The organism is Pseudomonas sp. s4, assembly GCF_046764235.1.
In the GTDB taxonomy this organism is placed as follows: domain Bacteria; phylum Pseudomonadota; class Gammaproteobacteria; order Pseudomonadales; family Pseudomonadaceae; genus Aquipseudomonas; species Aquipseudomonas asiatica.
Genome location: NZ_CP177209.1, coordinates 2,629,332 through 2,653,462, shown reverse-complemented (window position 1 = coordinate 2,653,462; position 24,131 = coordinate 2,629,332). Strand labels below are relative to the sequence as shown.

The following is a 24,131-nucleotide window of genomic DNA, read 5'->3' as shown; positions in this document are numbered from 1 at the left end:
GGGATCGAATACTCATGTCAGCGGTGCAAGCCAACGTGGCCGAAGTATTGGCCAAAAGCGAAACTTCCACAATCACCCTCAACGAGGAACCTCCCAGTACACGGCGCGCCGGTAGCCGCTTGCTGATCCTGGTGGAGCGCAAGGAGGACTGGGCCAGCTACCTGCCCAGCGAAAGCCTGATGCTCGCCCAGGACTACCTTGAGCACAGCGATGACGCACCCGGTCGCACTCAGGTGCTCAACCTGTGCCGCAACTACAAATACCTGGGCCAGGGCTACTACTGCTCGCTGCTGGCCGAGGCACGTGGGCACAAGGTGTTCCCGTCGGTACGCACGGTCAGCGAACTGAGCCGCAAGGCGCTCTATGGCGTGGGGCTGGACGACCTTGAGCGCACCCTCGAGCGTGCCTTGGTCAACCACCCATATGGCAGCACCGAGGCCTTCACCCTCACCCTGTACTTCGGCCGCACAGCCATCGAACCACTGCAGGAGATCGGCCGCCAGCTGTTCGAGGCGTTCCCCTGCCCCATCCTGTTGGTGGAGTTTCGTCGCGGCGACGCCTGGCAGATCGCCGGCATCAAAGCAGGCGCCCTGCACAAGCTGCGCGATGAGCAGCAGCATTTCTTTGCCGACGCGCTGGATGCCTTCAACCGCCGCACGTGGCGCCAGCCCGCCTCCAAGCGCCTGGCGCGTTTCGACCTGGCGATCCTGCACGATCCGGCAGAGGAACTGCCGCCGTCCAATGCCCAGGCCCTGGAACAGTTCATCGAGAACGGCAAGCCGCTCGGCATCGACGTGGAGCTGATCGAAAAGAAAGATTACGCACGCCTGGCCGAGTTCGACGCGCTGTTCATCCGCGAAACCACGCGGGTGGACGATCACACCTACCGCTTCGCGAAGAAGGCCGAGAGCGAAGGCCTGGTGGTGATCGATGACCCCTCCTCGATCCTGCGCTGCACCAACAAGGTGTACCTGGCCGACCTGCTCAAACGCCACAACCTTGGCGCACCGGCCACCGAGATCCTGTACAAGGACCGCCCCCAGGAACTTGAACTGGTGGGCCGCCGCCTAGGCTTCCCATTGGTGCTGAAGATCCCCGATGGCTGCTTCTCCAAGGGTGTGATCAAGGTTGCCGATGCCCAAGCGCTGGCCTCGGCGGCACAGGAGCTGTTCGAGCACTCGGTGCTGCTACTGGCCCAGGAGTACTGCTACACCGAATACGACTGGCGCATTGGCGTGCTCAATGGCGAGGCGCTCTACGCCTGCCAGTACTTCATGTCCAAGGGCCACTGGCAAATCTACAACCACAAGGCTCAGGCCGGCGAAGTCAATGGCCGGTGCCGCGCGGTGCCGGTGGAGCAGGCACCGCCCGAGGTGGTAAAGCTGGCCGTGGACACCGCGCGGCTCATTGGCCATGGGCTGTATGGCGTGGACCTCAAGCAGGCCGGCGACCGCGTGCTGGTGATTGAAGTCAACGACAACCCCAATCTCGATGCCGGCATCGAAGACGCCGTGCTGGGCGACGAACTGTACCGCCGTGTACTGCAGGCCTTCGTGCAGCGGCTCGAACGCAAACATCTTGGCCAGACCTGGTGAGCGATGATCGAATACTACTGCACCGAGCACGGTGCCCTTCTTGAGTCGTCCGAGGATCAGGCCAGCATCTGGTTGTGCGTGGCGCCGGACGCAGCCGAACAGGCTCGACTATGCGGGCGTCTGGGCATCAGCGCCCAGGCGCTGGAGTCGTCGCTGGACCCGGACGAAGTGGCGCGTATCGAGATCAAGCCCGATCACCTGTTCCTGATCTGGAAACGCCCGGAAAGCTTCGACGGCCGAGTATTCAACGTATCGTCATTCGGCGTGGTGCTCAGCGAGAAACGCCTGGTGGTGATTTGCGCCAGCAATTCGCTGCTGGACGGCGTGGATCCTCAGGCCGGTATCAGCACCCCGCTGGATGTGCTGATGGCAATGCTGGCCGAAAGCGTGCATCACTACCTGGGGCATTTGCGGGTGGTCAAGCAGGTGGCCTGGGAGATCCAGCTGCAGTTCGACCGACCCATGGACAGCCAGCACCTGGTGCAGATGTACAGCCTGAGCGAAAGCCTGGTGTATTACGTCAACGCGATCCAGAGCAACGGCGCCGTGCTCGCGCTGCTGCGCAGCCACGGTCAGAAGCACGGCTTCAGGCCCGAGCAGCTGGAGGCGCTCAACGACCTGATCATCGAGAACGAGCAGAGCTACCAGCAGGCGAAAATCCACGCCCAGGTTTTCACCAACCTCATCGAGGCCCGCGGCAACCTGGCCAACAACGGCATGAACCACGCCCTGCGCAATTTGACGCTGATCAACGTGGTGTTCCTGCCGTTGAACCTGCTGGCCAGCATCGGCGGGATGTCGGAATTCAGCATGATGACTGCTGGCATGCCCTGGTGGCTGTCATTTCCGGCCTTGTTGCTGGGCATGGCGGCGCTGGGCGGGGGCATGGCCGTGGCGTTGCGGCGCGTAGCATGAGCCCTTGCCCTCTACTTATTGTGCAGACACAGGCCGTTGAGCACTGCCAGCAGGCTTACCCCGACAGCGAACACTGCCATCCACAGGGTCCCCATTTCCAATGCACGGTTTTCTGCCTGGTTCAGAGAGGTCACCGCGAGCTCATGCCAGCCCAATGCAGGCCCTTTATTGAGTCTTTACGCCAGCGTGCAGAAAACCGACAGCAACTTGACCTGGAAAAGCCGTAATCTCGATGCACGCCAATGAAACGGCGTACTGGCAACGCACGGATCAACTCGCCCAGCGCAAACGCAAGGCAGACATCTCCATTTTTCAGACAGACTGGCAGGAAGATTCTCATGGAAAACTCAGACATCGGACTGTTTTTACTGGCGCTGGTAGCCATCACTGGGACGCTCATCAGTCTGTTCGAGCGCCGTATCAATAAACCAGCAAGACCGTTAATGAAAAGTCAGGCCACCAAAGTTCAGCGGCGTTCATGAAACAGCGCTGAAGCATTGCGCGATCCGCTGTTAGGCTGCCTTGTCAGTGTCCGCAATAATTATGCGGTGTGTTTTTTCGGCTTCCTTGATCCAATGAATCTTCTGGTGGGTAAATCCTATCGGCAACATCTGCTCACCATGCCGGTAGCCACCAGAAGATCGCTTGGTGCACATCAGACAGATCGTGCCCCTGGAAGTGGTGTAACTCATCTTGCGGCGCTATTGAGCGTCCTCCCCGCCTATGCTTGATCAGCAGAAAACCAAGATTGATCGTGTAAGGATTATTCCTTACCATCCAATCAATACATCCGGGAGAACGCCCATGCCTGCCATCCACGAAATCGCCACGCTAACCTCGAAGGGGCAGATCACACTGCCCAAATCCGTTCGCCAGCTTTTGGGCATTGACACTGGTGGCAAGATTGCATTCGACGTACGCGGGGGTGAAATCGTGGTCAGCCGCGTAGAAACCACCCACGAAGACCCTGCCATCGGTGCGTTCCTGGGTTTGCTGGAGGCTGATATCCGAGGCGGCCGCAACCTCACCACTCTGCCGGAAGACTTGGCGCAAACCATGCTCGCCAACGCAAACCACTCCGTAAACCTGGACGAAGATATCGACGGTGAGGTCGCGATCTGATGCTGCGAAATGGCTGGGCACTGTTGTTCCATGAAGGTGTGACTTTACAGCTACGCAAATTGCAAGAAGCCGCCGCCCGGGCCGAGCAGAACGACCCGCAAGGTTTTGAAAGCAACGCCAACGTCAAGCTGCTTCGGGCATTGAGCCATCTGATCATGGAGGCTGTGCCTGCCGACCCGGGCCGTGATGAGTTCCGCCAAGGCAACACGCTGGGCACCGCCTACCGACATTGGCGGCGGGCAAAAATCGGCAGGCGCTTTCGGCTGTTCTTTCGCTACGACTCAAAATCCAAGGTCATCGTCTATGCATGGGTCAACGACGAAAATACCCTACGGTCCGCAGGCAGCAAAGCTGCGCGACTGGGTGAGGGATTGCACGTTTGACACCGGCCCTCCCCTCGGTGCGTCCACTGTAATCCACTCGTAGCTGCTGTAAAAAAGGGTACATCTGGGGGTACAAAACCAACTCCCCATTCATAACCTTTTGATTTATATGGTTGTCCAAATATTCTTCGGCGACCCTGATAGTCTTTAGGGAAATCCGAACAAGTCACCCGACACCCGACAATGGCTGACTTCCGGGCTCAGAAAAGCTCGATTTGCAGGCGCGGATTATTGAAAACCAGGGCAGCCCCTTGGTTTTCTGGCCTTACAGGCGCACCTCTCCGGCAGCAGCCAGTAAATGCCGGCGCACCCTCCATGATCCGGGCTTGATCTGGCGCGATCTGCCGGCCCCCTGGGCGCAACGCATATTGCGGATCTGCGCCCACTCATTCGACGGTTTGCCGGGTTACACCCGAGCGCTGCTGGACTGTTTGTCTCCACCGGTAACCGGCAAGGCTTGACTCTACCGTTAGGGGCAGACTTTACCCTTGGCACTTCATTATCTGGAGTTCGTCATGAAGAGCAAACGCATGCTCGTAATCCTCGGCCACCCTTCGAACGCCAGCTTTTGCGGCGCCGTGACCGACCGTTATGTCGAGGCGGCCACGCAAGCAGGCCATGAGGTGCGTCTGCTGCGCCTGGACACCCTGGATTTCGATCCGGTCCTGCACGATGGCTATAACCAGGTCCAGTTGCTTGAGCCCGATTTGATCGCCGCACAGAACGACATTACCTGGGCCGAACACCTGACATTTGTGTACCCGATCTGGTGGGGCGGCATTCCGGCGTTGCTCAAGGGGTTCTTCGACCGCGTGTTTCTGCCCGGTTTTGCCTTCAAGTACCGCAAGGGCTCGCCCTTCCCGGATAAGCTGCTCAAGGGTCGCACGGCTCACCTTTTGGTGACCATGGACACGCCGCCGTGGTACTACCGATGGGTGTATCGCATGCCGGGCCTGCACCAAATGCGCAAGACCACCCTGGAATTCTGCGGCATAAAGCCCCTGAAAACCCTGACCTTCGGTCCGGTATTGGGCTCCAAGCCGGAACAGCGTGAAGCCTGGCTCAAACAAGTCCAGGCAGTCGCCAGCCGCTGATCGGCCCCGGTCGTGCCGTGCCCCTGCACTGCCCAGCCGAGCCTACCTGCTGCGACACCTTGTCCAAACTGGCTTCCAACCCCCTGACGCTTGTGCAAAGATGTCGCGCGCCTGTGCGAGCGCGCGACATCTTTTCGCTTCTGATGCGTCAAAAAGGGATTTTCATGTACATCGGCAAAGCCGCCCAGCTGTCGGGCACCACCGTCAAAAGCATTCGACATTACGAAGAAATCGGCCTGTTGCCCCCCCCGCAACGCGAAGGCAAGTACCGCATCTACAGCCAGCAAAGCGTAGAGCTGCTGACCTTCATCAAATGCGCTCAGCAACTCGGTTTCAAGCTCAAGGAAATGCAGGCCATTCTGCAGGATCATCGCGGCCAGGAGCTGCCCTGGGATCTGGCCATGCAGGCCATCGATAACAAAAAGCAGGAATTGATGGGGCAGATCCAGGCGTTGCAGAAAGTGCATGACGGCTTGGTCGAGTTTGAGCTGAGCCTCAAAGATGCTCAGATGCAATGCCAGTTCGAACACCTGGAAAAAGCCCGCTGAATCCGCACCGCCGCCCCTGAACGGCCATGGCGCCCGGTGCCGTTTTCAGCACGCAGGCGCCCCGGCGATTTAACCTGGCACAGCCTCACCCCGCGGCTGCTCGCCCTCTTGCATTGCTGGCTGCGGCACAATCGAGGCAAAGAACCACGGCGAAATCAGCGTGACCAACAAAATGGTCATGAAGCCACTGGATGACAGCGCCAGTATCACCAGTACACCCAGGTCAATGACGGGTTTGTAGGCGGAGAACAGCAGCGCGACAAAGCCCATCGAGAAGATCACGACATTGACCACCGTCGAACGCCCGACGCCCTGCATGGCCGCCAGGATGGCCTCGTCGATCTCGGCGCCCTTCTGCACCAGCATCTTGATCCGTGACAGCAGGTGAACGGCGTAATCCACGACGCCCACCACGAGGAACGTCACCAGTGTGGTACCGATGTTCAACTCGATATCCAACAGGTACATGCTGCCGTATACCGTCACCGACGTGGTCAGCAACGTCAGCATGCCGAGGATGCCCAGGCGTACTGACTTGAGCCAGAACATCATCATCAAGGTCACGGCCAGCAACGCCAGCGAGAAGCTCAGCACCTGACCCTGGGTGATTTCCTGCAACACCCCGGTCCATATGTACGGCGTACCGGCATGGGTGACTTGCAGGTTGGCCGGTTTGTTGATCGCCAGCCAGGCGTCCAGTTTATCGAGCATCGCCTGGTAATCGCCCGCCACAGAGGAGGTCATGGTGAACAGCGTCACCGCCTTCGAGTAATCGGCATTGAGCACGTTCTGCAAGTCGGTGCCGCCACCGTTCTCGAACATCATGATGTGTTGCTCGATGAGCGAGTTGCCATCGACTTCGAAGGTCTCCGGTTTCCCGTCATCATCGACCACCGTCACCTGCTCCACCGCCTGCGGCACCCGCAGGAAAGCAGGGTTCATGTCATTGAGCACGAGGTTCATGCGCTTGATGTAGGTCGCCACCGAATAGGTGTAACTCACGTTCGGCTGGGCCCTGATGAACTGGTCCAGACGTTCCAGGAACTGCACGGTTTCAGTGGTCAGCGCGCCACGCGGAGTCTTGGTGTCGAAAGCGATCCAGCCCGGCGACGTACCCGCGACTCCGGCCCGGTTGATGAACTCGTCGGACATCCGCACCGGGCTGTCCTTCTTGAAGTAGGCAATACCCGAGTCTTCGATATCCACCTTGAACGTGAACACCGTCATCATCGCCAACAACGGCAGGGTCACCAGCAATACCGGCTTGCGCCAGCGAATCAGCCAGGCACAGAACACTACCAGATAGTGGGAGATCAGCGACTCTTTGAGTTGCACTTTGCGCGGGACGGCATCTTTGCCCCAGATCGAAATCCACGCCGGGATCAGTAGCAACGAAATGATCAGCGCCGCCGTCAGGCCGATGGACATGAACACGCCAAAGTTGCGGATGCTGACAATGTTGTTGGTGGTGGAAATCAAGAACGTCGCAATAGTCGTGACCGTTGTCAGAACGACGGGCGTGACCATCAGGCGCTGGGTTTCTCGGTTGGCTTCGCGGAAAGACTTGCCCGAATTGAGCTGTTCGTAATACTCGGCCATGACGTGGATCGCGTCGGCACAACAGATGGTGAACAGGAACACCGGCAACACACTGGTGAGCAAGTCCATCGGTACACGCAGCAGCGCCATCAGGCCAAGGGTCCAGATGGTGCAGAACAGGATATTGAACAGCGGCAGCACCACGCCAAGTGGTTTGCGAAAGAAGAAAACCAGCAGAGAAGTCACCAACAGGAACACGATCGGGAACAGCATCGCCAGGTCGTGATCGATGATCTCCTGCTGGGCCGCAATGAAGATCGGCATGCCGGCGATGAATACCTCATCGGTGAACTCCGGGTGAGCGGCCTGGTACTTCGCGATGATCTCGCGGACCTGGTGATAGGCACGCAACTGGGCCTGAGCGTCGTCCTGTTTGGTGCCCAGTTCGGCGACGACCATGGCGACTTTCTTGTCCGCCGAGACGACGCCACCAACCATCTGCTCGTTGCCCATGATCTGCGCTTCGACCTTGCTCGGGTCCATATCCAGGGCGTGCAGGGTCTTGTGGATCCACAACTCGCCATCGGCACTCAAGCTGATGTTTTCCAGGTCAGCCATCGAGGCCATTTCCTGGATCGGGTTGAGCCGCTCGGCAAGAAAGCTCAGGAACTGCAGGTCGTGGCTGTCCCAGTGCCGGGCAATCCCATGGTCGCGCAGCGCTTTGGCGGCAGCGTAATCGTTCTGCGAAAAACCTTCGGCGAGGATCTGCACCAGCAAGGCCTGGGCATCGGGATCGCCACTGTGGAGGCCAACGATGCGCTGCAGTTCGACACGGTCCTCATCGTTCGCCAGCATCAGCCGGCGTATGGCCTGGGACAACTCGAACTGCGCGTTCAGCGACGTGGTGTTGAAGACACTCTCGGGGTTGCTCAGCGCCACCATGACCGAGTCATATGTGCCGGTGAACTCGCGCTGCAAATCAATGATCGTCTTGCGCGCCGGGTGAGTGTCCTTGAGCAGATACGGATTGGTGTCCGACATCAGCGCGCCGAGGGTGTAGGTGAAGTAGGCGGTGATCGCCACCAGCACGAACACAATTGCCCGCGCATAGCGCTCGACGAAGTTCAGGTATCTTTCCATGAATGAGGGTTCCAGATGAATCGAGAGCGGCGCTTAGCGGGCAGACACGGCGTATTCCGGCAAGTCGCCGGCTTTCAGCCCACGCTTGATCGCGGTCTGCGTGAACAGGCGGTCGTCCAGCGCGACGTTGTACTGCAACTGGTTGAAGCGCAGCTGAGAGCGCGTACCGGCGATGAAGTCTTCGGTTTCGCTGAAGGTAATGCTGTCGATCTGGTCGATGGTTTCAGTCTTCAGAGTGCGCATCTGCTTGAACATCACACCTTTTACATCGAAGAAATCCTGGCGCAGCACCAGTGAGTTTTTCTTGTCAACCCAGACCTTGAGCTTGTTGTAGCCGGTCTTGGCCAGCACGGCAGGCGTCGCCGGCTCACGCTCGATCACGTAGCAATCGCGGCCCTGCAACTGCTCTTCGCCAACCAGCGTTTGGCGATAGTCTTCGGCGCGAATCTTGTCGAGGTCGGCATAGGAGTAGTCGCTACCCATGAACGCCCCGCGTTTGTCGGTGGTGGAAATCCTTCGGGTCTGTCGGCTGACCGGCAAATACATCCATTGGCTGTCTTCGAGGCCCAGGGCCTCGCGCGGGTTTTCGATGTGGAAGGCGACGTCACGCACATCACTCGGCGCGGAGAAATACATGGTGAATTTGTCGCTGTCCGGGTAATCCTTTTGCAGGTAGCTGAACTCGCGGATGCGGCTGTTACCTTGCTTGTCGATCAGAATCAGGGACACCTGGGACATGAAGCTCTTGCCGTCATCGCGGTCCCGGGCCTGGCGAATGATGTCGTCGGCCGTGCGTGTTTCAGCTGCCATGGCGGCAGCGGTGCTCAGCAACAGTGCGCTTACAGTCAGGGTCTTGAAGATGGGCAACATCGCGATTTCCTTTTCATTGTTTGAGTGGTTCGCACACCGGCACCGGTGTGGTCAGAACAGATAACCGGCGGACACGCGCACCTGATCGCGGTTGGCGTAAGCACCGAACTGGCGGTCGGGCTTGCCGAAGAACACATCGACTTCGAGCCCCAACTTGAGCCAGTCCACCGGTTTGTAGGTGAAGATCCCCTGAACGAAGCTATCGTCCTGCGCTGGCGGCGACATGCCGAAAACCAGACGGGTCTTGAGGCGATCCTGGAACTGCGAGCCCTCGGCAGACACGGTGAACAGGTCGTCGCGTTTGTCCTGGACCATGCCGGGCTGCCAGTCGAGCAGCCGCTGATGTTGCCACTGCGTCGAGATCAGCCAGTCCCGCAACAGGTAATCGACGCCCAGCAGCGACTTGGTCATCGCCGTCTGGTCGCTGCCGTAAGCGCGGTAAGGATTGGTGACGCGCCAATTGTCGAAGTAGGCGACTTCACTGCGTACCACGATGCTGTGGCCGGCATCGATGGCCACACTGGCGCCGCCCATGGAATAGCGCGGGAATTGCCGTTCGAGGCGAATCAGGCCCTCTTCGGTCTGGCCTTCGACGGCGTAAACCGGGTCCTGCTGGCGGGCGTTGAGGGCAACGAAGCTGACATCCACCGTGCCGACCCGGCCGTTGGCACTGGCGCCATAACCGAAGCCACTGTGACCGTCATAACCGGGCCGCGAATCGACCACAAACATCTGCGGATCGGGTGTGGCAAAGATCGGTGCATCGAACTCGCTGCCGACGGCCGGCGCCTGGTTTTTCACGAAATCAGTGATCACCAGCGCTTCGAGCTCCCACTCGGCGACCGGCTGCACCAGGCGAATCATCGGCACCGCGATGCGGCTGTCTTCCAACAGACCGATCACACCCTCGCGATAGTCCAGCGGGTTGATCTGGTCGAGCACCCGTAATTCATCTGCACGCCCCCACACCACCTGCTGCCAGCCCACCGTCAGCTCGCCGTCGCCAACGTAGAGCCCCCAGTAAAGGTGCCGCCAATCGGCGGTCGCCCGGTAATCGTCCCGGGCTTGCGCACTGTAGGGATTGTTGCCGTCATAACGGAAGTCATAACGGGCTCGGCCCTTGGCCTTGTAGTAGCCGCTTTCCCAGGCATCCTCCAGGCTGAACTTGAGGTACACGGCCTTTTGCGTGACCTGGTCGTCACCGTGCAGACGCACGGCCGTGGCTACGCCGATCTCCGCTTCATGATGCTCCGGCAACCACTCGGCGATCGCCACCGGCGAGCCGAGGCTGACCAGCGCGGCCAAAAGGCCGCGGTTCAATCCCAGTCGAGCCATGGCTACATTCCCAACCCGGCACCGCCGTCGATCATCAGGCTTTGCGCTGTGACACCACTCGCCTGCGGGCTCGCCAGATAACGGACCATGGCCGCCACTTCGTCGCCCTGAATGAAGCGCCGCAGGGGCAACTTCTTCTTGGCATTGCGCAGGATTTGCTCATGGGTGATTCCGGCGATGCGCGCCTGAGCCGCCAATTCGCCTTGCAGCATCGGGGTATCGATCCAGGCGGGCAGGATGGCATTGACGGTGATTCGCCGTGGCGCCAGGTCCAGCGCCAAGGCCTTGGTCATGCCGATGATGCCGTGCTTGGAGGCGCAGTAAGCGGTGTTGCGGACCTTGCCCGCTCGGCCGAGGATCGACGACATGTTGACGATCCGCCCACCATCCGCCATCAGTGGCAGGCACAACGAGGTGACGTAAAAAGTGCCGTTGAGGTTGATCGAAATCACCTTGTGCCAGTTGTCCAGGTCTTCGGGCTCGTTCTCGTCGCAGACACCGGCGCTGTTGACCAGCACATCGACAAAGCCGACCCGGTTGGCCAGGCCCTTGAACAGAAGTTGCAGGCTGGCCAGATCGGCGATGTCCGCTTGATGGGTTTCGATGCGAGCGGCAAATTCGCCCTCGGTGACCCACCGCTGCAAGGTTGCCAGATCCCGATCAAGCAAGATCAAAAGGTGCTCGGCCTGGGTTGCAAAACTTTCCGCGACGGCGCGGCCAATACCATTGGCCGCGCCGGTAATCACAATCGTGCGTGCCTGGCTCATAGCATTTTCAATCCGCCGTTGACGGGCAAGACTTCGCCCGTGACGTACAGGCCGCGCTCGGCCAGATACAGTACCGCGTCGGCAATTTCTTCAGGCCGGGCGAACCGTTTGATCAACAGCCGCGACTGGATTTCCTGCTCATGGGCGCCGACCAGGGCTTCGCTCATGTCGGTGCTGACGATGCCGGGCGCCACCGCGTTGACCCGGATGTTGCGCGGCGCCAACTCCACCGCCAGTGCGCGCGTCAATGCTTCTACACCGCCTTTGGCCGCGGCGTAGTTGCTCTGGCCCTTGCCGGGCTTTTGCGCGGCTACCGAACTGAGGTTGACGATGCACCCGCTGCGTTGGCGCATCATGCAGGGCAGCACCTGCTGACAGCACAACAACGTGCCGATCAGGTTGGTCTGGATGACCTCGGTGATGTCGCTCAACGACTGCGTGGCGAGCAAACCGTCACGGGTAATACCGGCGTTGTTGACCAACAAGTCGATACGCTCGAAACGCTGCTCGACCCGTTCAAAAAACGCCTGAATGCTCTGCGCATCCTTGACATCACACTGCACAGCCAGGCACTCCCGGCCGAGCCCTTCGACCTGTGCCTGCAAGGCAGCAGCTGACGCCTCGTCACGGACATAACTGAAGGCAACCTGATAACCCGCGCCGGCCAGGGCCAGCACGACGGACTTGCCAATGCCGCGACTGCCGCCGGTCACGACAGCTATTTTCTGAGTCATGACCGCTCCTTAAAGCGAGTTTTGAGTTTTGAATTGCGCGAGGGTGAAGCCGTGGGTCGCGGCCAGTGCGCGGACCTGCTGAACTTGCTCACGGCTGATATCGCCGTAGGAGCCGTGCTGGCTCATGCCAGACAAGCCCATCAACACCGACTCGGCCATGCACGCATACAGCTGACCTTTTTTCAGGTAGGCCCGCACGTTGGGCGCCAGGCCGTCGTCGAACGGCGTCTGGACGATGCCACCGTGCATGTAGAGCACGTCTTCGCGTTGGCTCGGCATGTCTTGATGAACGTTCAGCGGCACGGCGATATCGCAAATCACGCTGCGCTCGGCGAAATGTTCGGCGCCGAGGAATGGCTGAGGCGCATTGGCCGCGCACAGGACAACCCGTGCGCCCTTGAGGGCGTCGAGATCGTTGGTGACCGTGATGAAAGCGTTCGCGCCAAGGCGCTCATCCACCAGACGGGCGATGTGCAAACCGAGGTCGGCTTTTTGTCCATGTGAGCGCAACAAGTCACAAAAACCATCAAGGCTCAGTAGTCGCTGCGCCAACCGGTCGTTTTCGGCTGTGCCCTTGAGGATCGAACGGGCCGCGTCGGCGTAAATCAGTTGGGCAGTTTTCTCCAGGCGCCGAACCGAGCCGTCACGACCGCTGCCAATCAGAATCAGGTGATCGACGGTGGCGGACAGCACCGAGGCATAGGTCGAGGCAACGTTACCGGCGGCACCAACAACGGCAGCGGTTTGCTCGCGCAGTGCCAGGCCTTGCTGAACACAGCCTTGCTCGATGGCTTCGAGCCCCATGCCGATGGTCAGGGCATTGCCGGACGTCAGCGCCATGTCGGCAATCTTCAGCGCCTGACAATTGTTGGTGACGATCGAGGTGTACATCCCGAGACCGGCGATGCTGCAGCCGTCGGCGCGGGCATCGGTGACACGCCTGCCGACTTCTTCGCGAATGCTGTCCAGGTCACCGCTGAGGATGTACTCGGCCATGGCATCCGAATCCATGCACAGCGGGTACAACGTGAACTCCACCGCCATGCCGAGGCGCGACCGAATGATCACCGGGCCGACTGGCGCAGCGCGGCGTTCAGGCTTGGTGCGGTTGATGAACGTGCGTTTCTGTTCCGGGCTCAGGGCTGCCAGCGAGGGATCGACGTCACCGAGGATATCGGCATCGATCAGGTGGTTGATGAACGCTACCCGAGCGACGACTTCGACCTTGGCATCGATGTTTTCAACGGGCTCGGCCATCCGAAAATCGTCCTGACGGGCTGGCACGGCGGGAATCGAGTCCGCGCAGATACCCGCCGCCAACGGCAACGCATCGCCACGGCGCAGCATGTCACAGACCCGTTGCAAGGCACCGATCAGCCCGTCGATTTCGCCCAGGGTGATACAGGCTGGAGGCTCCAGGCGAATCACGTTGGAGTTGCTGCCCGACGGTGCTACCCGCAACGCTTCGAATTGCAACAGGTAGCCGGCGATCAAGTAACCCAAGGCATCGTTGTACTGGGCCGACGCCTGTACCAGCGAGCTGCTGACACTCAGGTCGTGCAATTCCAAACCCACCAGCAAGCCGCGCCCGCGCACATCGGCGATCACATCCGGATAGGCCATCTTCAGTTCATTGAGCGAGGCTTTGAGGTAGGCGCCCTTGGTGCGTATGTCTTTGAGCATCGCGTCGTCATTGGCGAACAACCGGCGCAATGCCGACAGCGCGATATGGCAGGACGGATCGTCCTCGGCGAAGGTCGAGCTATGGATGTAGCTGAACTCGCCTTCGTAGTGGCTGCTGCGGATCACCGTCGCGGCGATTTTCATCAAGCCGCCGCCGAGGGCCTTGGACAGGCAGTAATAGTCGCCTTGCAGGTTGAACTGGCTGCTGGCAAGAAACGTCCCGGCGCGACCAAAACCTGACTGCACTTCATCGATCACCAGCGGGCACTGTTGCTCGTTACACAGCTTGCGCAGCCCCAGGTAGAACTCGGCCGCGAACTCGTTGATACCGCCTTCGCCCTGAATCGGCTCCATCAACACGGCGGTAATCGCGCTGAACGGCAGTTTCAGCACGTTCAGGTGTTCGCCGTCCCATTGCAGGCTCAGCCAATGGTGCGTGTGCCGGGCCGGCAATTCCTGCAACTGATGGGGCTGCTGGGGGTCGATGAACTCGACGTTCAGACCAAAACGGGCAAACGGCGCGCGGTACTGACGGCCATAGGTCAGTTGCACGGTATTGACCAATTTGCCGTGGAAGCTGCCGCGCAGGGCGATGAATACCGGTTCGATGTGCAACTGCGCCAGGTTGTGTTGGCGAACGGCTTCAACCACCTGACGCAAGGTCACGCTGTTCAGAGTGGCTGGCAGGACACCTGCAGGCAGGTCGAGGTCGGCCACATCCAGCTCGCGATAAGCGCGTTCGCTGGCGGTCAGGCTGGCCAGGGTGAAATCGATGTCGTCGAACTGCTTTTGCAGGCTCTTCTGGCGACGGAACTCCGCGTGCTTGACGGCAATTTCCACCGCCTCCGCGCCACTGTTGGAGAAAGTCGAAATGTAACGTTCGGTGTTCTTCAGTTCGCGATTGAAGGCGTCGCTGAGCTCTCGCCCCAATTGCCCGGCCGCACCGCGGATCGACATTTGTGCGTTGAACGGCACGTCACTGCGCAGCAGCGCACAGAGCTGATCGACAAACTGTGGGTCGTTGTGGCCGAACAGTGCCGCACCGTAACCGCCGAGAAAGTCGGTGACCGTGACCATGTCGCCCTTGGGGTTGCGGTAGAACAACTGGCTACCGAGGGCGCGCTGAAACTCACACTCCAGGCCCAGTGCCTGGAGCAGGCCGACGAATTTGGGCCGAACGAAATCGCGATAATCCATGACTGTCATATCCCTGAAAGTAAAAAATAGGCGGTAGTCAGCGTCAGTCTTGAGTGACCTTTGCGCTGTAGAGCACTTGATAGGCGGCGCTGAATCCGTTGTCGTCGCGGTTCAGCACCAGGCAATGCTCAAGGCTCGCGGCGTGGGGCGCGCCCTGAATAAACGGCAGGTTTGCCACTGGCTGCTGCAAACCGGCAATCGGCGGCACGCTTTGGGCCTGCAATGCGCAACGCGCAAGCATCAGATCCACCAGGCTCGGCGCTGCGCTGAGAATGCCGTTTATCGCCAACCCGCTGGTGATGTGCGAAGCGCGCGCAAGGGCCAGCGTCTGGCACAACACGCGGTCTTTGTGCGCATCGCCGGTGCCGCTGCACACCAATAGATCGGTTGGGCTGTCGGGCAGGCTCAAGCGACCGAGGGTGGCATGGGCCGTCATGTCGGCTAGGCACGCCTGAGGGCCGGCCGGCAGGTCTTCGCGCCGGCGCAGCACCAATGCTGCCGCGCCCTCCCCGGCAATGCCACCGGTGCCCCGAAGGTCAAACGGCAGCAGAGTGTTCGAGCCGTTGGCGCTGATGACCCCCGCCTGGACCAACCCGGACAGCGCCAGGGCATCCAGTTCGCTGCCCGCACCGACAACGATTGCCGCGTCGATTCGGCCATCCTGCAAAGCGGCCGTAGCCTCACGCAAGGCTGCCAGGTTGCCGGCGACACCTTGCATATAGGCGTTGCACTCACCCACCAGTTTCAGCGCCAGGCTGGTGACACCCAGCAAGCAGTTGCTCAAGCCTTTGAGCACCAGAAAAGGGTCCTGGGCACGGTCTTGCAGGATCCGTTTGGCGAACGCCGCCATGTCGGCGACGCCGTCCTGCCGACAGCCGAGCAACAACTCGGCATAGGATTCCAGAGACGGATGGGTGTAGCCGCCCTGACAGCAATACAAACCGAAACGGACATCCGGCTGCTCATCGGCCAGGCCTGCTTCTGCCAACGCCTGACGTACCGCGCTGACGCCCCAGATCACTGCCGGCGTGCAGTAACGCTGAAGGTTTTGCGCAAGGTCTTGTCGGCTGCGTTGGTGGTCCTGATCCTGAATTTGCCCGAACGCTACCACGCGTTCGCTGCTGAACCTTCGGGCGTTCAGCGCCGTAATTGCACTGCGCCCTTCGGTCGCAGCCGCCCAGAAAGACTCGACACCCCAGCCGCTGGGCAACACGCAGCCCGCACCGGCAATCGCGACCGCCTGTTTCATCGCGGCGCCTCCCGGTACTTGCCCAGCGCCAGTGAAGTGTTGAGGCCGCCGAAACCGAAGGAGTTGCTCAGGGCAACGTCGACCTTGCGCTTGACCGCTTGATGGGCGCAGTAGTCGAGGTCGCATTGTTCATCGGCATCATGCAGGTTCAGGGTCGGCGTGACCCGATCATCCCGGCAGGCCAGGGCCGTGAGCATGAACTCTGGTGCTCCGGCGGCCGCAATCAGGTGGCCGAACTGGGATTTGTTGGCCGTCACCAGCAACCGCCGATAATGTTCGCGCTCGGCGAACAGGGTCTTGATCGCCAGGGTTTCGGCGGCATCGTTGAGGGGTGTCGACGTACCGTGGGCATTGATCAGATCGACCTGTTGCGGCTCCAGCCCGGCATCTGTCAGGGCCGCCTGCATCGCCAGCACCGCTCCCCGGCCCTGCGGGTCGGGTGCGGTGATTTTGTAGGCATCCAGGCTGCTGCCGAAACCCAGCACTTCGGCGTACGGCGTTGCCCCTCGGGCGAGCGCCCGTTCGAGGGTTTCGAGCACGACAAAACCACCGCCCTCACCCGCAATCAAGCCACTGCGATGGCGGTCGAACGGCCGACACAGTTCGGTGCCCCAACGCTGCTCGCTGCTGGCGGCGCCGAGCAGATACAGCGCGGTCATGGTGTCCAGGCTCAGCACCGAATCGGCGCCCCCGGCAATGGCCAGCTCGACCTCGCCGCGACGGATCATCTGGAATGCATTGCCGATGGCCTGGGATGCTCCCGCGCAAGCGCTGCTGATATTGATCACCGGGCCTTCACTGCCGATGCCATCGGCAATCACCCGCGCAAGGCGGTCGTTGCTCTGACACAGTGAACTGTCAGGATCGACCTGCGCCTGTCGCGCCATCAACTGAGCCCAGGACGGTGCCTGCGCCGGGTTATCCGCCAGGCTGAGCAGCATGTCCTGCAAACGATGAGCAGGTGCGCCGGACGCTGACAATACCGCCGCGCCACGCAACTGTTCGGGGCTCAGGCCACCGTCGGAAATGGCTTGGGTGGCCGCGACCCAACCAAAGCGGGTGCGTTTTTCCAGCGACAACCCCCAGGCCGGATGGTCTTTCAAGTGTGCCGGCATCAAGCCCATATCCACGGGCGCTGCGTAACGCACAGGGAACGCACCCGCCTCGACGCCTTCCGGTTGCCATGGCCGAATGCAATGCTCGCCGGCCAACATTCTTTGCCACATGGACTGCCACTCGAAACCGAAGCCGGTGACGGCGCCCATGCCCGTGATCACGATCCGTCTGGGGCTCATGGGTAACTCTCCATTGTCTCTGTGTCCGACGACGTTCTGGCCAGCAGCACCGCGCCCCAATGCCCACCTCGGCTATGTTCGAGCAACAGCGTGTAACGGCTGCAATCCAGTGCCCAGGTCACAGCGATTTCGCTGAGCAAGGCGCTGGCGCCCAAGTCACCTACCAACGCCTTGGAGTGTTCGAGGGTGTGCCCCGATAGGGTGAACAATGCGGCAATCTGCGGGTCCTGTGCATCGGCGACGACCTGCCCGACATCGCTGAGGCATAGTTTTTCGTTGCTCAAAGCACGCTCGATGACGTCGCGACCAACCGCCAGCCCACGCTCGGGTTGCGCGCTGTAACCACGGGCAAACCCGGCAATGCGCAACGCAGATTGAGCACCACGACCCGGCTTGGTCGTCAGCAACAGTGCCGCAGCACCTTCGCCGAAAACCCACGGGCCGGGGTTCACAGGTGGGTGTGTAGCGTCACGCAGGTACAACGCCGGGGTGATGTTCGGGCTGCTACTGACGACGACGGCAGCATCGGCACGGCCTTCGCTCAGATGGGCGGCGGCCTCCATCAAAGCATCCAGTCCTGCATTGCCCTGGGAGCAAAAACCGCCCATGGGGCCCTTGCAATGCAAGGCCTCAGCCGCGTGGGCCATAACGCTGCTGTTGAGCATCATCAGCGCATGCAGCGGCGGTGTGTGGGCAAAGAATTGCGCCAACAGATCCGCCGGTTGTGCGCCAATGGCCTGCACGGCATCCCAGCACGAGCTGGGGCCATCCACTTCCGGAATGGCAGCGGTCAATGCGATCCGCTCATCGGGCAGTTCCAGCTCACGCAAGGCCTCGGCGAGGCGGCCGGCGCAATACAGCAGGCGCGCGCCCTGAGGCTCGAGGCTGCGGGACAATTTGCGGTCGTACACACCAGCCGGCAAGGCGGGCGCTGCGACGCAACGGGCCAGGCGTGCCGGGTCGAAATCCAGCGGTTGCGCGGCCTGAGGTTGACTGTCACGAGGCGCACATTCAGTACCGGCGGCGTTGAGTACCGACGCTGCAGTGATATAAACAGCAGTTGAATTGGATCTGGTCATGTCATGCCCTGCCCAGCACCAACGAACTGTTCACGCCACCAAACCCGAAGGAGTTTGAGAGCACGACATTGATCGGTTGCTGCAACGGTTCGCAAAGGAATTTCAACTCCGGAAATTCGGATTTTTCCGGCTGAAAATTGAGGGTCGGCAAGGCCACGCCCGACTGAATGCTCATCAACGACAGCACCGCCTCAATGGCACCACTGCCGGCCAACGAGTGCCCAACGGCAGATTTGTTGGCGGTGAACGTCATCTGCTCCAGGGTTTCGCCGAACACCTGCGCCAGGCCCAGGGCCTCGCAACGGTCATTGGCCTGTGTCGACGTACCGTGAACATTCACATGGTCCACAGCCGCATTGGGCAGTTCGGCATCGGCCAGGGCCGCGGTCATGCAGGCGGCGTACTTGCTGCCATCGCGGCTGCTGGAGGTGATTTTCTCTGCCTCGCACAGATTCGCGTAACCCAGCACCCGGCCCAGCGAGCGGGCCTGACGACGCTCGGCATGCTCGCGGGATTCCAGCACCAACAGCGCCGCCCCCTCACTCAGCACAAAACCGCAGCGGTCTGGCATGAACGGTCGGCTCTGTTCTTGTGGGGAAAAGTCCACTCGCTGGCAGAGTGCGCCCAGCCCATCAAAGCTGTAGTAAGACAATTCATGGGCCATCAACTCCACCGCGCCACACAACGCCAGGTCGATCTCGCCACGGGCGATCGCTCGATAGGCGCTGCCGATGGCCATGGTGCCAGCGGCACAGGCATCGGAATGTGTGGAGATATGGTCACGTACACCCAGCCATTCGGCGAGATGGCGGGTTTGCTGATCAACCCGCCGGGCGAACGCCCCACCGCTGAGGGTGTGGTTATCCAGGTACTGGTCAAGATCGACCCGCCCCTGATCGTCCATGTAACGGCTGGCGTCCCGCAAATCACCGCTCATGCAGTATTTATTGGCCCCGACGAAAATACCGCTGGCGACTCGGGCAAATGCGCCGTCGGCCAACCCGGCATGGGCCAACGCCTGACGGGCCACGTAATGCGCCAGCCATTCCTGGCGGGAGGTGGTCTGCAGATCGCCCGGAAAGGCCGCAGCGATCACCTGCCATTGTTGCTCATCGATAAATCCGGCCGCCGGGTTCGCAAACCCCAGGTCGACAAACGCCGGGTGCTGGCGAATGCAGGAACGGTTTTCGCTGATCGTCGTGAACAGCGAGGCTGCATCCAGTGCCGTGGGAGCCACCAGGCCATAGCCGGTGACCAGAACCTCTCGGGCCTGCATCAAGGCAACCCCTACACCGAAGCCTTCAACTGGTTGGCCGCGTACTGCTCAACCAACAGACGCGAGATCGAGTCACCGTCCAGAGGGGTCAGACGAGCACTGCAACCGCCACACACCACTTGTTTGCGTTCATTGAGTTGGGCATGCACCGCCCCACACTCAGGGCAGGTCTCGGGGAGGTAGTTGAAAACGTTATGGCATTGCTGCGCCCAGTTACGCACGGTGGTGGCCGAGAAGACTTCGCCCGGCTGCATGCCCGCGTGCAACTGGCCCGGCGCATAAGCGCTGAGGCTCTGTTCCAGCAAGGCCACGCCGTCCTGCGTGATTCGGCCTTTTTCGACAAACCGGGTGGCGTCGCCGAACACCGCTACCGCGTGATCCAGCACGCTGGTTTTCGGCAAGGTGCAACCGTACTGACGGCCCAGCTGGAAGCTCAGGTCGACGATATCCAGCGAGTCGGCGCCGAGGTCGTCAACGATACTGCTGTGCTCTGCCACGTCGGCCCGGTCCAACACCAGCAACTGCGCAAGAATCTCCTGTGTACTGCTGATAACGCTGTCCAATTCCAAGGGATTGTTCATTGATTGTTTCCCTACAAAAGCCGCATTGAATGAATAAATTCATCGGGCCAAAAAATGCTGTTTTCAGGCCAGATATATCGAGGGCCGGGAGTCTAAAGTCTCCCCCTAAGGGGAGAGTCAACGTGCCATCATCGCTTTTTGCGAGAAATCCCGACGCGCCCTGGAACCTTTGATTTATGCAGTTCAATGGTGCTTGGAGAGGGATCGTAAAATGACAAAATCGATTGCTTGAAACAGCACGATAGTTCCAAAAGTGGGATATAACCGTGCCCGCAAGCACCAGAGGCATCATGCGCAACGACCTGCTGTTTGCGGTATTCGTCGCTATCGTCATCAACCTGGCGATCTGGATCGTCGGCGCGGAAATCCTGCAGCCCAACGGCATCGAGGTGAAAACGCTCGGCGACCCGGGCAAGGCGTTGGAACTGTTCTTCGGCCCGATCGGCTGGTACATTTTCTTCGTAGGCGTATTCGCCACTTTGTTCGCCAGCATGAAATACCGCAAAGCGCGGCAAGAGTTGATAGCCAGGGCCAGCGCGCATTGGGGACTACCTGTACAGAGCAGACCGCGCGCGAAATCGACCTGGGTATTCGAGGCCTGCTGAAAGACGCTTACGCCCGTGCCCGGACCTTGCTCGAGCAACGACGCGCCGACCTGGACACTGGGGCACGCCTGTTGTTGGCCAGGGAAACCATCACCCCGGAAGAATTCCCGGCGCTGCTGCCGGTGGCCAAGGAGCCTGCCACCTATAATCTGGTCGATGCGGCCAAATGACACTCCGATCCAGTCCGAGTACCGACCATGCTCACCGTCACATTGATCAACATGCTGGTGGTGATCCTGGTGGTGATCATCCACTACGAATGCCTGCTGCGCCTGAACGACTGGCTACCGCGGTTGAAACTGTGGAACCGATTCCGGATCGTCACAGGCGTATTCGGCGCGCTGCTGGCTCATGCGCTGGAGGTCTGGTGTTTCGCCCTGGTGTATTACCTGATGATTCACGCCGAAGGCTGGGGCACGCTCAGTGGCAACTTCGACGGCAGCTTCCTGGATTGCGTGTACTTTTCCTTCACCACCTACACCACGATAGGCTTTGGCGACATAGCGCCTAACGGCCATCTGAAGTACCTCACCGGCCTGCAAGCGTTGACAGGCCTGGTGCTGATCACCTGGACCGCGTCGTTCCTGTTCCTCGAAATGCAGAAATACTGGAAAGCCAAATAGCGCCTGTTCAGGCGTCTGGGTGTGGCGTCCAGTGCCACAAGTGGACGGCTTGCGAAGGTCACCTGGGGCAGTTGGTTGGAGCACCGTTGCGCTGTAACACGAAAAGGGAGCGTCCATGCTCCTGAACGCGGCCGGGTCGCTCATTTGGTGATGGGAATCACTTTTTCAGGGTGAATCGCTTCGGCGCGCTTGGGCAAGTGCACCAGCAGCACGCCCTTGGCAAACTGGGCAGTGATCTTTTCAGCGTCGACTTCACGGGGCAACTGGAAGACCCGCTCGAAGCTGCCGTAGTGACGCTCTGACAAGTGGTACTCCTTGCGTTTTTCGTCAACCTCTTCCTGCTTCTCGCCGCGGATCACAACGTTGCCATTGACCAGCTTGATCTCGATGTCCTTGTCGTCCACTCCAGGCAGTTCGGCGCTGATGCGAAACTCATCGGCCAGTTCGCTGATATCCATCGCCGGCATGCCATGGCTGAACAGTTCACGGCGCCAGAATGGCTCGACATCGAACGGGGTATGGCTGAACGGCATGCGCAATGGCCGGCGACCGAAATCGTCGAACAGGCTGTCGATCTGACGCCGCAACTGCTGGAATGGGCGCCACAGGTCCGATGCCTCGGTACTTGGTGGCGTAGCCTTGGCAGGTTGGGTGGTTGCGGAAGTGACAGGTACTTTCTTCGCTGTTTCGGACATGGCGACCTCCTCTAATGAGTAATGCCTCCCTGGGAGACGCCTCGATATTGCGCTGGCAGGCAAGCCCCCGTTTGACCTTTATCAATCAGGATGCGGCCACCATCCTCTGTCGGTTTGATCCTGATCAAAGTGTTGCCATCGCAGGGGCTTAGCTTATATGGAACGTGGCCCGCCCAAACCTGTTCGAGGCGCATATGGACCAGGATGACAGTGAGTGTGTCCGTTTGCTGGAAACATTGCCGGGGCCCGGCATACAGTACCTTCGCCTGATGCTGTGCAACCCGCAACGCAGCGAGGCGATGCCAGGCCAGTATTGCCAACTGGCGAATCAAACCCAGCGCTGGACCTGCAACTACATCAGCATGCCTGGCGCAGCAGGTCGGTTCATGGTCGCCACCCGCAGCGTCCTGGCATTGAAGGTCGGAGATCTGCTGGAGTACTCAGGCCCTCTGGGCAGCGCCTGGCCGGTGCCCTTGCAGAGTGTGCGACTGCTGGCTATCACTCACGGCGAGGGGGTTTTGGCGCTACTTTGCACACTGGATGAGGTTCGCTGTTGGCTACCTTGGGTAGAGGTGAGGCTGTTGCACGAAAGCTTTGAGCAGGAGCAACTGCCCGCTGAATGTAAGCCATGGATCTCAGCGTTTACCTCGGTGCCGCGCAACAGCAGAAGCGTTTGGAGTCAACTGACTGAACAGCTGGAGGATTTCAAGCCGGACACTGTCTACTGCTGCGCGCCATCCTTGGTGGCAAGGCATGCCGCGCGCATCTGTTGGCAAAAAGGGGTCCCGATACAGCGTATCTGGTTGCGGGCAGACCATGTGTCGCGTCCATCCTGGAATTGTCAATTTCCTCTGAATGGGCCTGTGCAACGTTATGACAGGATTCTCGAGGCCCTCAATTCGGCTCCTCCATCCGACTAAGCTTGAGCAGGCCCTGTTGATCGATGAGTCGGACTTCCCGGCCAACGCATTGCAGGAGCCCAGCCTGATTGAACCGGCTGAAAAGCCGGGAGACAGTTTCCAGGGTAAGGTCCAGGTAGTTTGCGATATCTCCTCGCGACATGGGCAGATTAAGGACGTCTGCACGCAAACCTCTTTCTTGATAACGCGCCGCCATGCCCAACAGGAAAAGCGAAAGGCGCTGCTCGGCTCGTCCGTGGCAACAGCGCAGGTGTTCGTCCTTGCCTTGAATACCCAGGCTGAGCATGTGCAACAGTTGATAGCGCAATCCGGGTATCTGCCCCGACAGATCAACCAACTGGTCCAGCCGGATCGAGCAGACCAGCGAAACGTCCAGCGCCAACGCATAGCTCCGATAATGACTTGCCCCGATAGCGTCCAGCCCCAAGATTTCGCCCGGCAGAACGAAGCCGGTGACCCGCTCGTTGCCCTCGGTATCAATCAGAAAATTCTTGATGACTCCTGAGCGCAGGGCAAACACATGCTCCATGGGCTCATCGGCCTTGAACAGATACTCGCCCCTCTTCAAAGGGCGGTTACGGCGAATGATACGCTCCAGCTTTTCCACTTCATCGACGCTTAGGCTGGCGGGCAGGCAAAGTCGGCTCAAAGAGCACGCAAGGCACTTTACCTGGGGCTTTATACCCATATCTTCAGGGCCTGACATGACGATGTCTCCGCTTTTTCTTGCGGGCTCTATAAACGCTAGCCGCTTCGCCCGAAGTTTCTGAGGCAACTGACCAAGGGTCATGGCTGTGCCCTAAAGCTTGATCAAGATCAAGTCAGGCCAGTGCGCTACCCTCATGCTCGACTTAGACAGCCTTCAACCCGTGTTCCTGTCTGAAGG

General features: G+C 60.1%; 22 protein-coding genes and 2 pseudogenes. 11 read left to right on the top strand and 13 right to left on the bottom strand.

The window, feature by feature from the left end:
- Window positions 1–14: 14 nt before the first annotated feature.
- The 7 genes from ACK56M_RS12505 to ACK56M_RS12475 all read left to right on the top strand — a co-directional run bounded on the left by ACK56M_RS12505 (window position 15) and on the right by ACK56M_RS12475 (window position 5,657).
- Entirely contained in the window at window positions 15–1,595 is a 1,581-nt protein-coding gene (locus tag ACK56M_RS12505) for a RimK family protein (protein WP_100413526.1), read from the top strand.
- Between the two features lie 3 nt (window positions 1,596–1,598).
- Entirely contained in the window at window positions 1,599–2,510 is a 912-nt protein-coding gene (locus ACK56M_RS12500) for a magnesium transporter CorA family protein (RefSeq protein WP_411959493.1), read from the top strand.
- A 338-nt stretch (window positions 2,511–2,848) separates the two neighbouring features.
- Window positions 2,849–2,992: a hypothetical protein gene (locus ACK56M_RS12495; protein ID WP_167506595.1), complete on the top strand. Its 144-nt coding sequence runs from the start codon at window positions 2,849–2,851 to the stop codon at window positions 2,990–2,992.
- 322 nt (window positions 2,993–3,314) lie between these two features.
- On the top strand, window positions 3,315–3,632 hold the full coding sequence (locus ACK56M_RS12490; RefSeq protein WP_095064487.1) for a type II toxin-antitoxin system PrlF family antitoxin: 318 nt from the start codon (window positions 3,315–3,317) through the stop codon (window positions 3,630–3,632).
- A complete protein-coding gene (locus ACK56M_RS12485; protein WP_225903934.1) occupies window positions 3,632–4,015 on the top strand; it encodes a type II toxin-antitoxin system YhaV family toxin in 384 nt (127 codons plus the stop codon). The genes ACK56M_RS12490 and ACK56M_RS12485 overlap by 1 nt, the downstream gene beginning before the upstream one ends.
- Before the next feature lie 515 nt (window positions 4,016–4,530).
- A complete protein-coding gene (locus ACK56M_RS12480; RefSeq protein WP_015270145.1) occupies window positions 4,531–5,109 on the top strand; it encodes an NAD(P)H-dependent oxidoreductase in 579 nt (192 codons plus the stop codon).
- A gap of 164 nt (window positions 5,110–5,273) precedes the next feature.
- Window positions 5,274–5,657 (top strand): MerR family transcriptional regulator, encoded by a 384-nt coding sequence (locus ACK56M_RS12475; protein WP_003256870.1) that lies wholly within the window; start codon window positions 5,274–5,276, stop codon window positions 5,655–5,657.
- A gap of 69 nt (window positions 5,658–5,726) precedes the next feature.
- On the opposite strand, the gene ACK56M_RS12470 is transcribed toward ACK56M_RS12475, so the two are convergent.
- The 11 genes from ACK56M_RS12470 to ACK56M_RS12420 form a co-directional block, all read right to left on the bottom strand.
- Complete coding sequence (locus ACK56M_RS12470) at window positions 5,727–8,336, bottom strand: efflux RND transporter permease subunit (RefSeq protein WP_411959492.1); 2,610 nt, start codon at window positions 8,334–8,336, stop codon at window positions 5,727–5,729.
- 33 nt (window positions 8,337–8,369) lie between these two features.
- Window positions 8,370–9,206: an outer membrane lipoprotein-sorting protein gene (locus tag ACK56M_RS12465; RefSeq protein ID WP_100413528.1), complete on the bottom strand. Its 837-nt coding sequence runs from the start codon at window positions 9,204–9,206 to the stop codon at window positions 8,370–8,372.
- A gap of 51 nt (window positions 9,207–9,257) precedes the next feature.
- Window positions 9,258–10,541, bottom strand: coding sequence for a DUF1302 family protein (locus ACK56M_RS12460; RefSeq protein WP_217190529.1), 1,284 nt, complete (start codon window positions 10,539–10,541; stop codon window positions 9,258–9,260).
- 2 nt (window positions 10,542–10,543) lie between these two features.
- Window positions 10,544–11,308 (bottom strand): SDR family NAD(P)-dependent oxidoreductase, encoded by a 765-nt coding sequence (locus tag ACK56M_RS12455; protein ID WP_015270142.1) that lies wholly within the window; start codon window positions 11,306–11,308, stop codon window positions 10,544–10,546.
- Window positions 11,305–12,042: an SDR family NAD(P)-dependent oxidoreductase gene (locus ACK56M_RS12450; protein ID WP_015270141.1), complete on the bottom strand. Its 738-nt coding sequence runs from the start codon at window positions 12,040–12,042 to the stop codon at window positions 11,305–11,307. Before ACK56M_RS12450 ends, ACK56M_RS12455 begins: the two co-directional genes overlap by 4 nt.
- Window positions 12,043–12,051: 9 nt before the next feature.
- Window positions 12,052–14,922: an aminotransferase class III-fold pyridoxal phosphate-dependent enzyme gene (locus ACK56M_RS12445; protein ID WP_015270140.1), complete on the bottom strand. Its 2,871-nt coding sequence runs from the start codon at window positions 14,920–14,922 to the stop codon at window positions 12,052–12,054.
- Window positions 14,923–14,965: 43 nt separating this feature from the next.
- Window positions 14,966–16,171 carry a beta-ketoacyl synthase N-terminal-like domain-containing protein gene (locus ACK56M_RS12440; protein ID WP_015270139.1) on the bottom strand — a complete coding sequence of 402 codons (1,206 nt, stop codon included), beginning with the start codon at window positions 16,169–16,171 and terminating at the stop codon, window positions 14,966–14,968.
- Complete coding sequence (locus ACK56M_RS12435) at window positions 16,168–17,466, bottom strand: beta-ketoacyl-[acyl-carrier-protein] synthase family protein (RefSeq protein ID WP_015270138.1); 1,299 nt, start codon at window positions 17,464–17,466, stop codon at window positions 16,168–16,170. The genes ACK56M_RS12440 and ACK56M_RS12435 overlap by 4 nt, the downstream gene beginning before the upstream one ends.
- Window positions 17,463–18,389, bottom strand: coding sequence for a hypothetical protein (locus ACK56M_RS12430; RefSeq protein ID WP_015270137.1), 927 nt, complete (start codon window positions 18,387–18,389; stop codon window positions 17,463–17,465). Before ACK56M_RS12430 ends, ACK56M_RS12435 begins: the two co-directional genes overlap by 4 nt.
- A 157-nt stretch (window positions 18,390–18,546) precedes the next feature.
- Window positions 18,547–19,821, bottom strand: coding sequence for a beta-ketoacyl-[acyl-carrier-protein] synthase family protein (locus ACK56M_RS12425; RefSeq protein WP_411959491.1), 1,275 nt, complete (start codon window positions 19,819–19,821; stop codon window positions 18,547–18,549).
- Window positions 19,822–19,832: 11 nt separating this feature from the next.
- Window positions 19,833–20,402 (bottom strand): acyl carrier protein, encoded by a 570-nt coding sequence (locus ACK56M_RS12420; RefSeq protein WP_015270135.1) that lies wholly within the window; start codon window positions 20,400–20,402, stop codon window positions 19,833–19,835.
- Between the two features lie 287 nt (window positions 20,403–20,689).
- Here ACK56M_RS12420 and ACK56M_RS12415 point away from each other — a divergent pair.
- The 3 genes and pseudogenes from ACK56M_RS12415 to ACK56M_RS12405 form a co-directional block, all read left to right on the top strand.
- Window positions 20,690–21,007: pseudogene (locus ACK56M_RS12415) on the top strand (divalent metal cation transporter); the annotation flags it as partial.
- Window positions 20,959–21,177, top strand: a pseudogene (locus ACK56M_RS12410) (cell division protein FtsH); the annotation flags it as partial. The pseudogenes ACK56M_RS12415 and ACK56M_RS12410, both read left to right, overlap by 49 nt.
- Window positions 21,178–21,204: 27 nt before the next feature.
- Window positions 21,205–21,630, top strand: a complete 426-nt coding sequence (locus tag ACK56M_RS12405; protein ID WP_411959490.1) for a potassium channel family protein — start codon at window positions 21,205–21,207, stop codon at window positions 21,628–21,630.
- 140 nt (window positions 21,631–21,770) lie between these two features.
- Here the strand turns inward: ACK56M_RS12405 and ACK56M_RS12400 are convergent, their stop codons facing one another.
- Window positions 21,771–22,325, bottom strand: a complete 555-nt coding sequence (locus ACK56M_RS12400; protein WP_054572917.1) for an Hsp20/alpha crystallin family protein — start codon at window positions 22,323–22,325, stop codon at window positions 21,771–21,773.
- A gap of 194 nt (window positions 22,326–22,519) precedes the next feature.
- Between ACK56M_RS12400 and ACK56M_RS12395 the strand changes: the two genes are divergently transcribed.
- Window positions 22,520–23,245: a hypothetical protein gene (locus ACK56M_RS12395; protein ID WP_015270130.1), complete on the top strand. Its 726-nt coding sequence runs from the start codon at window positions 22,520–22,522 to the stop codon at window positions 23,243–23,245.
- Here ACK56M_RS12395 and ACK56M_RS12390 read toward each other — a convergent pair.
- Window positions 23,220–23,951, bottom strand: a complete 732-nt coding sequence (locus tag ACK56M_RS12390; RefSeq protein WP_024086875.1) for a helix-turn-helix domain-containing protein — start codon at window positions 23,949–23,951, stop codon at window positions 23,220–23,222. The two genes, ACK56M_RS12395 and ACK56M_RS12390, sit on opposite strands and share 26 nt — an antisense overlap.
- Window positions 23,952–24,131: the final 180 nt, after the last annotated feature.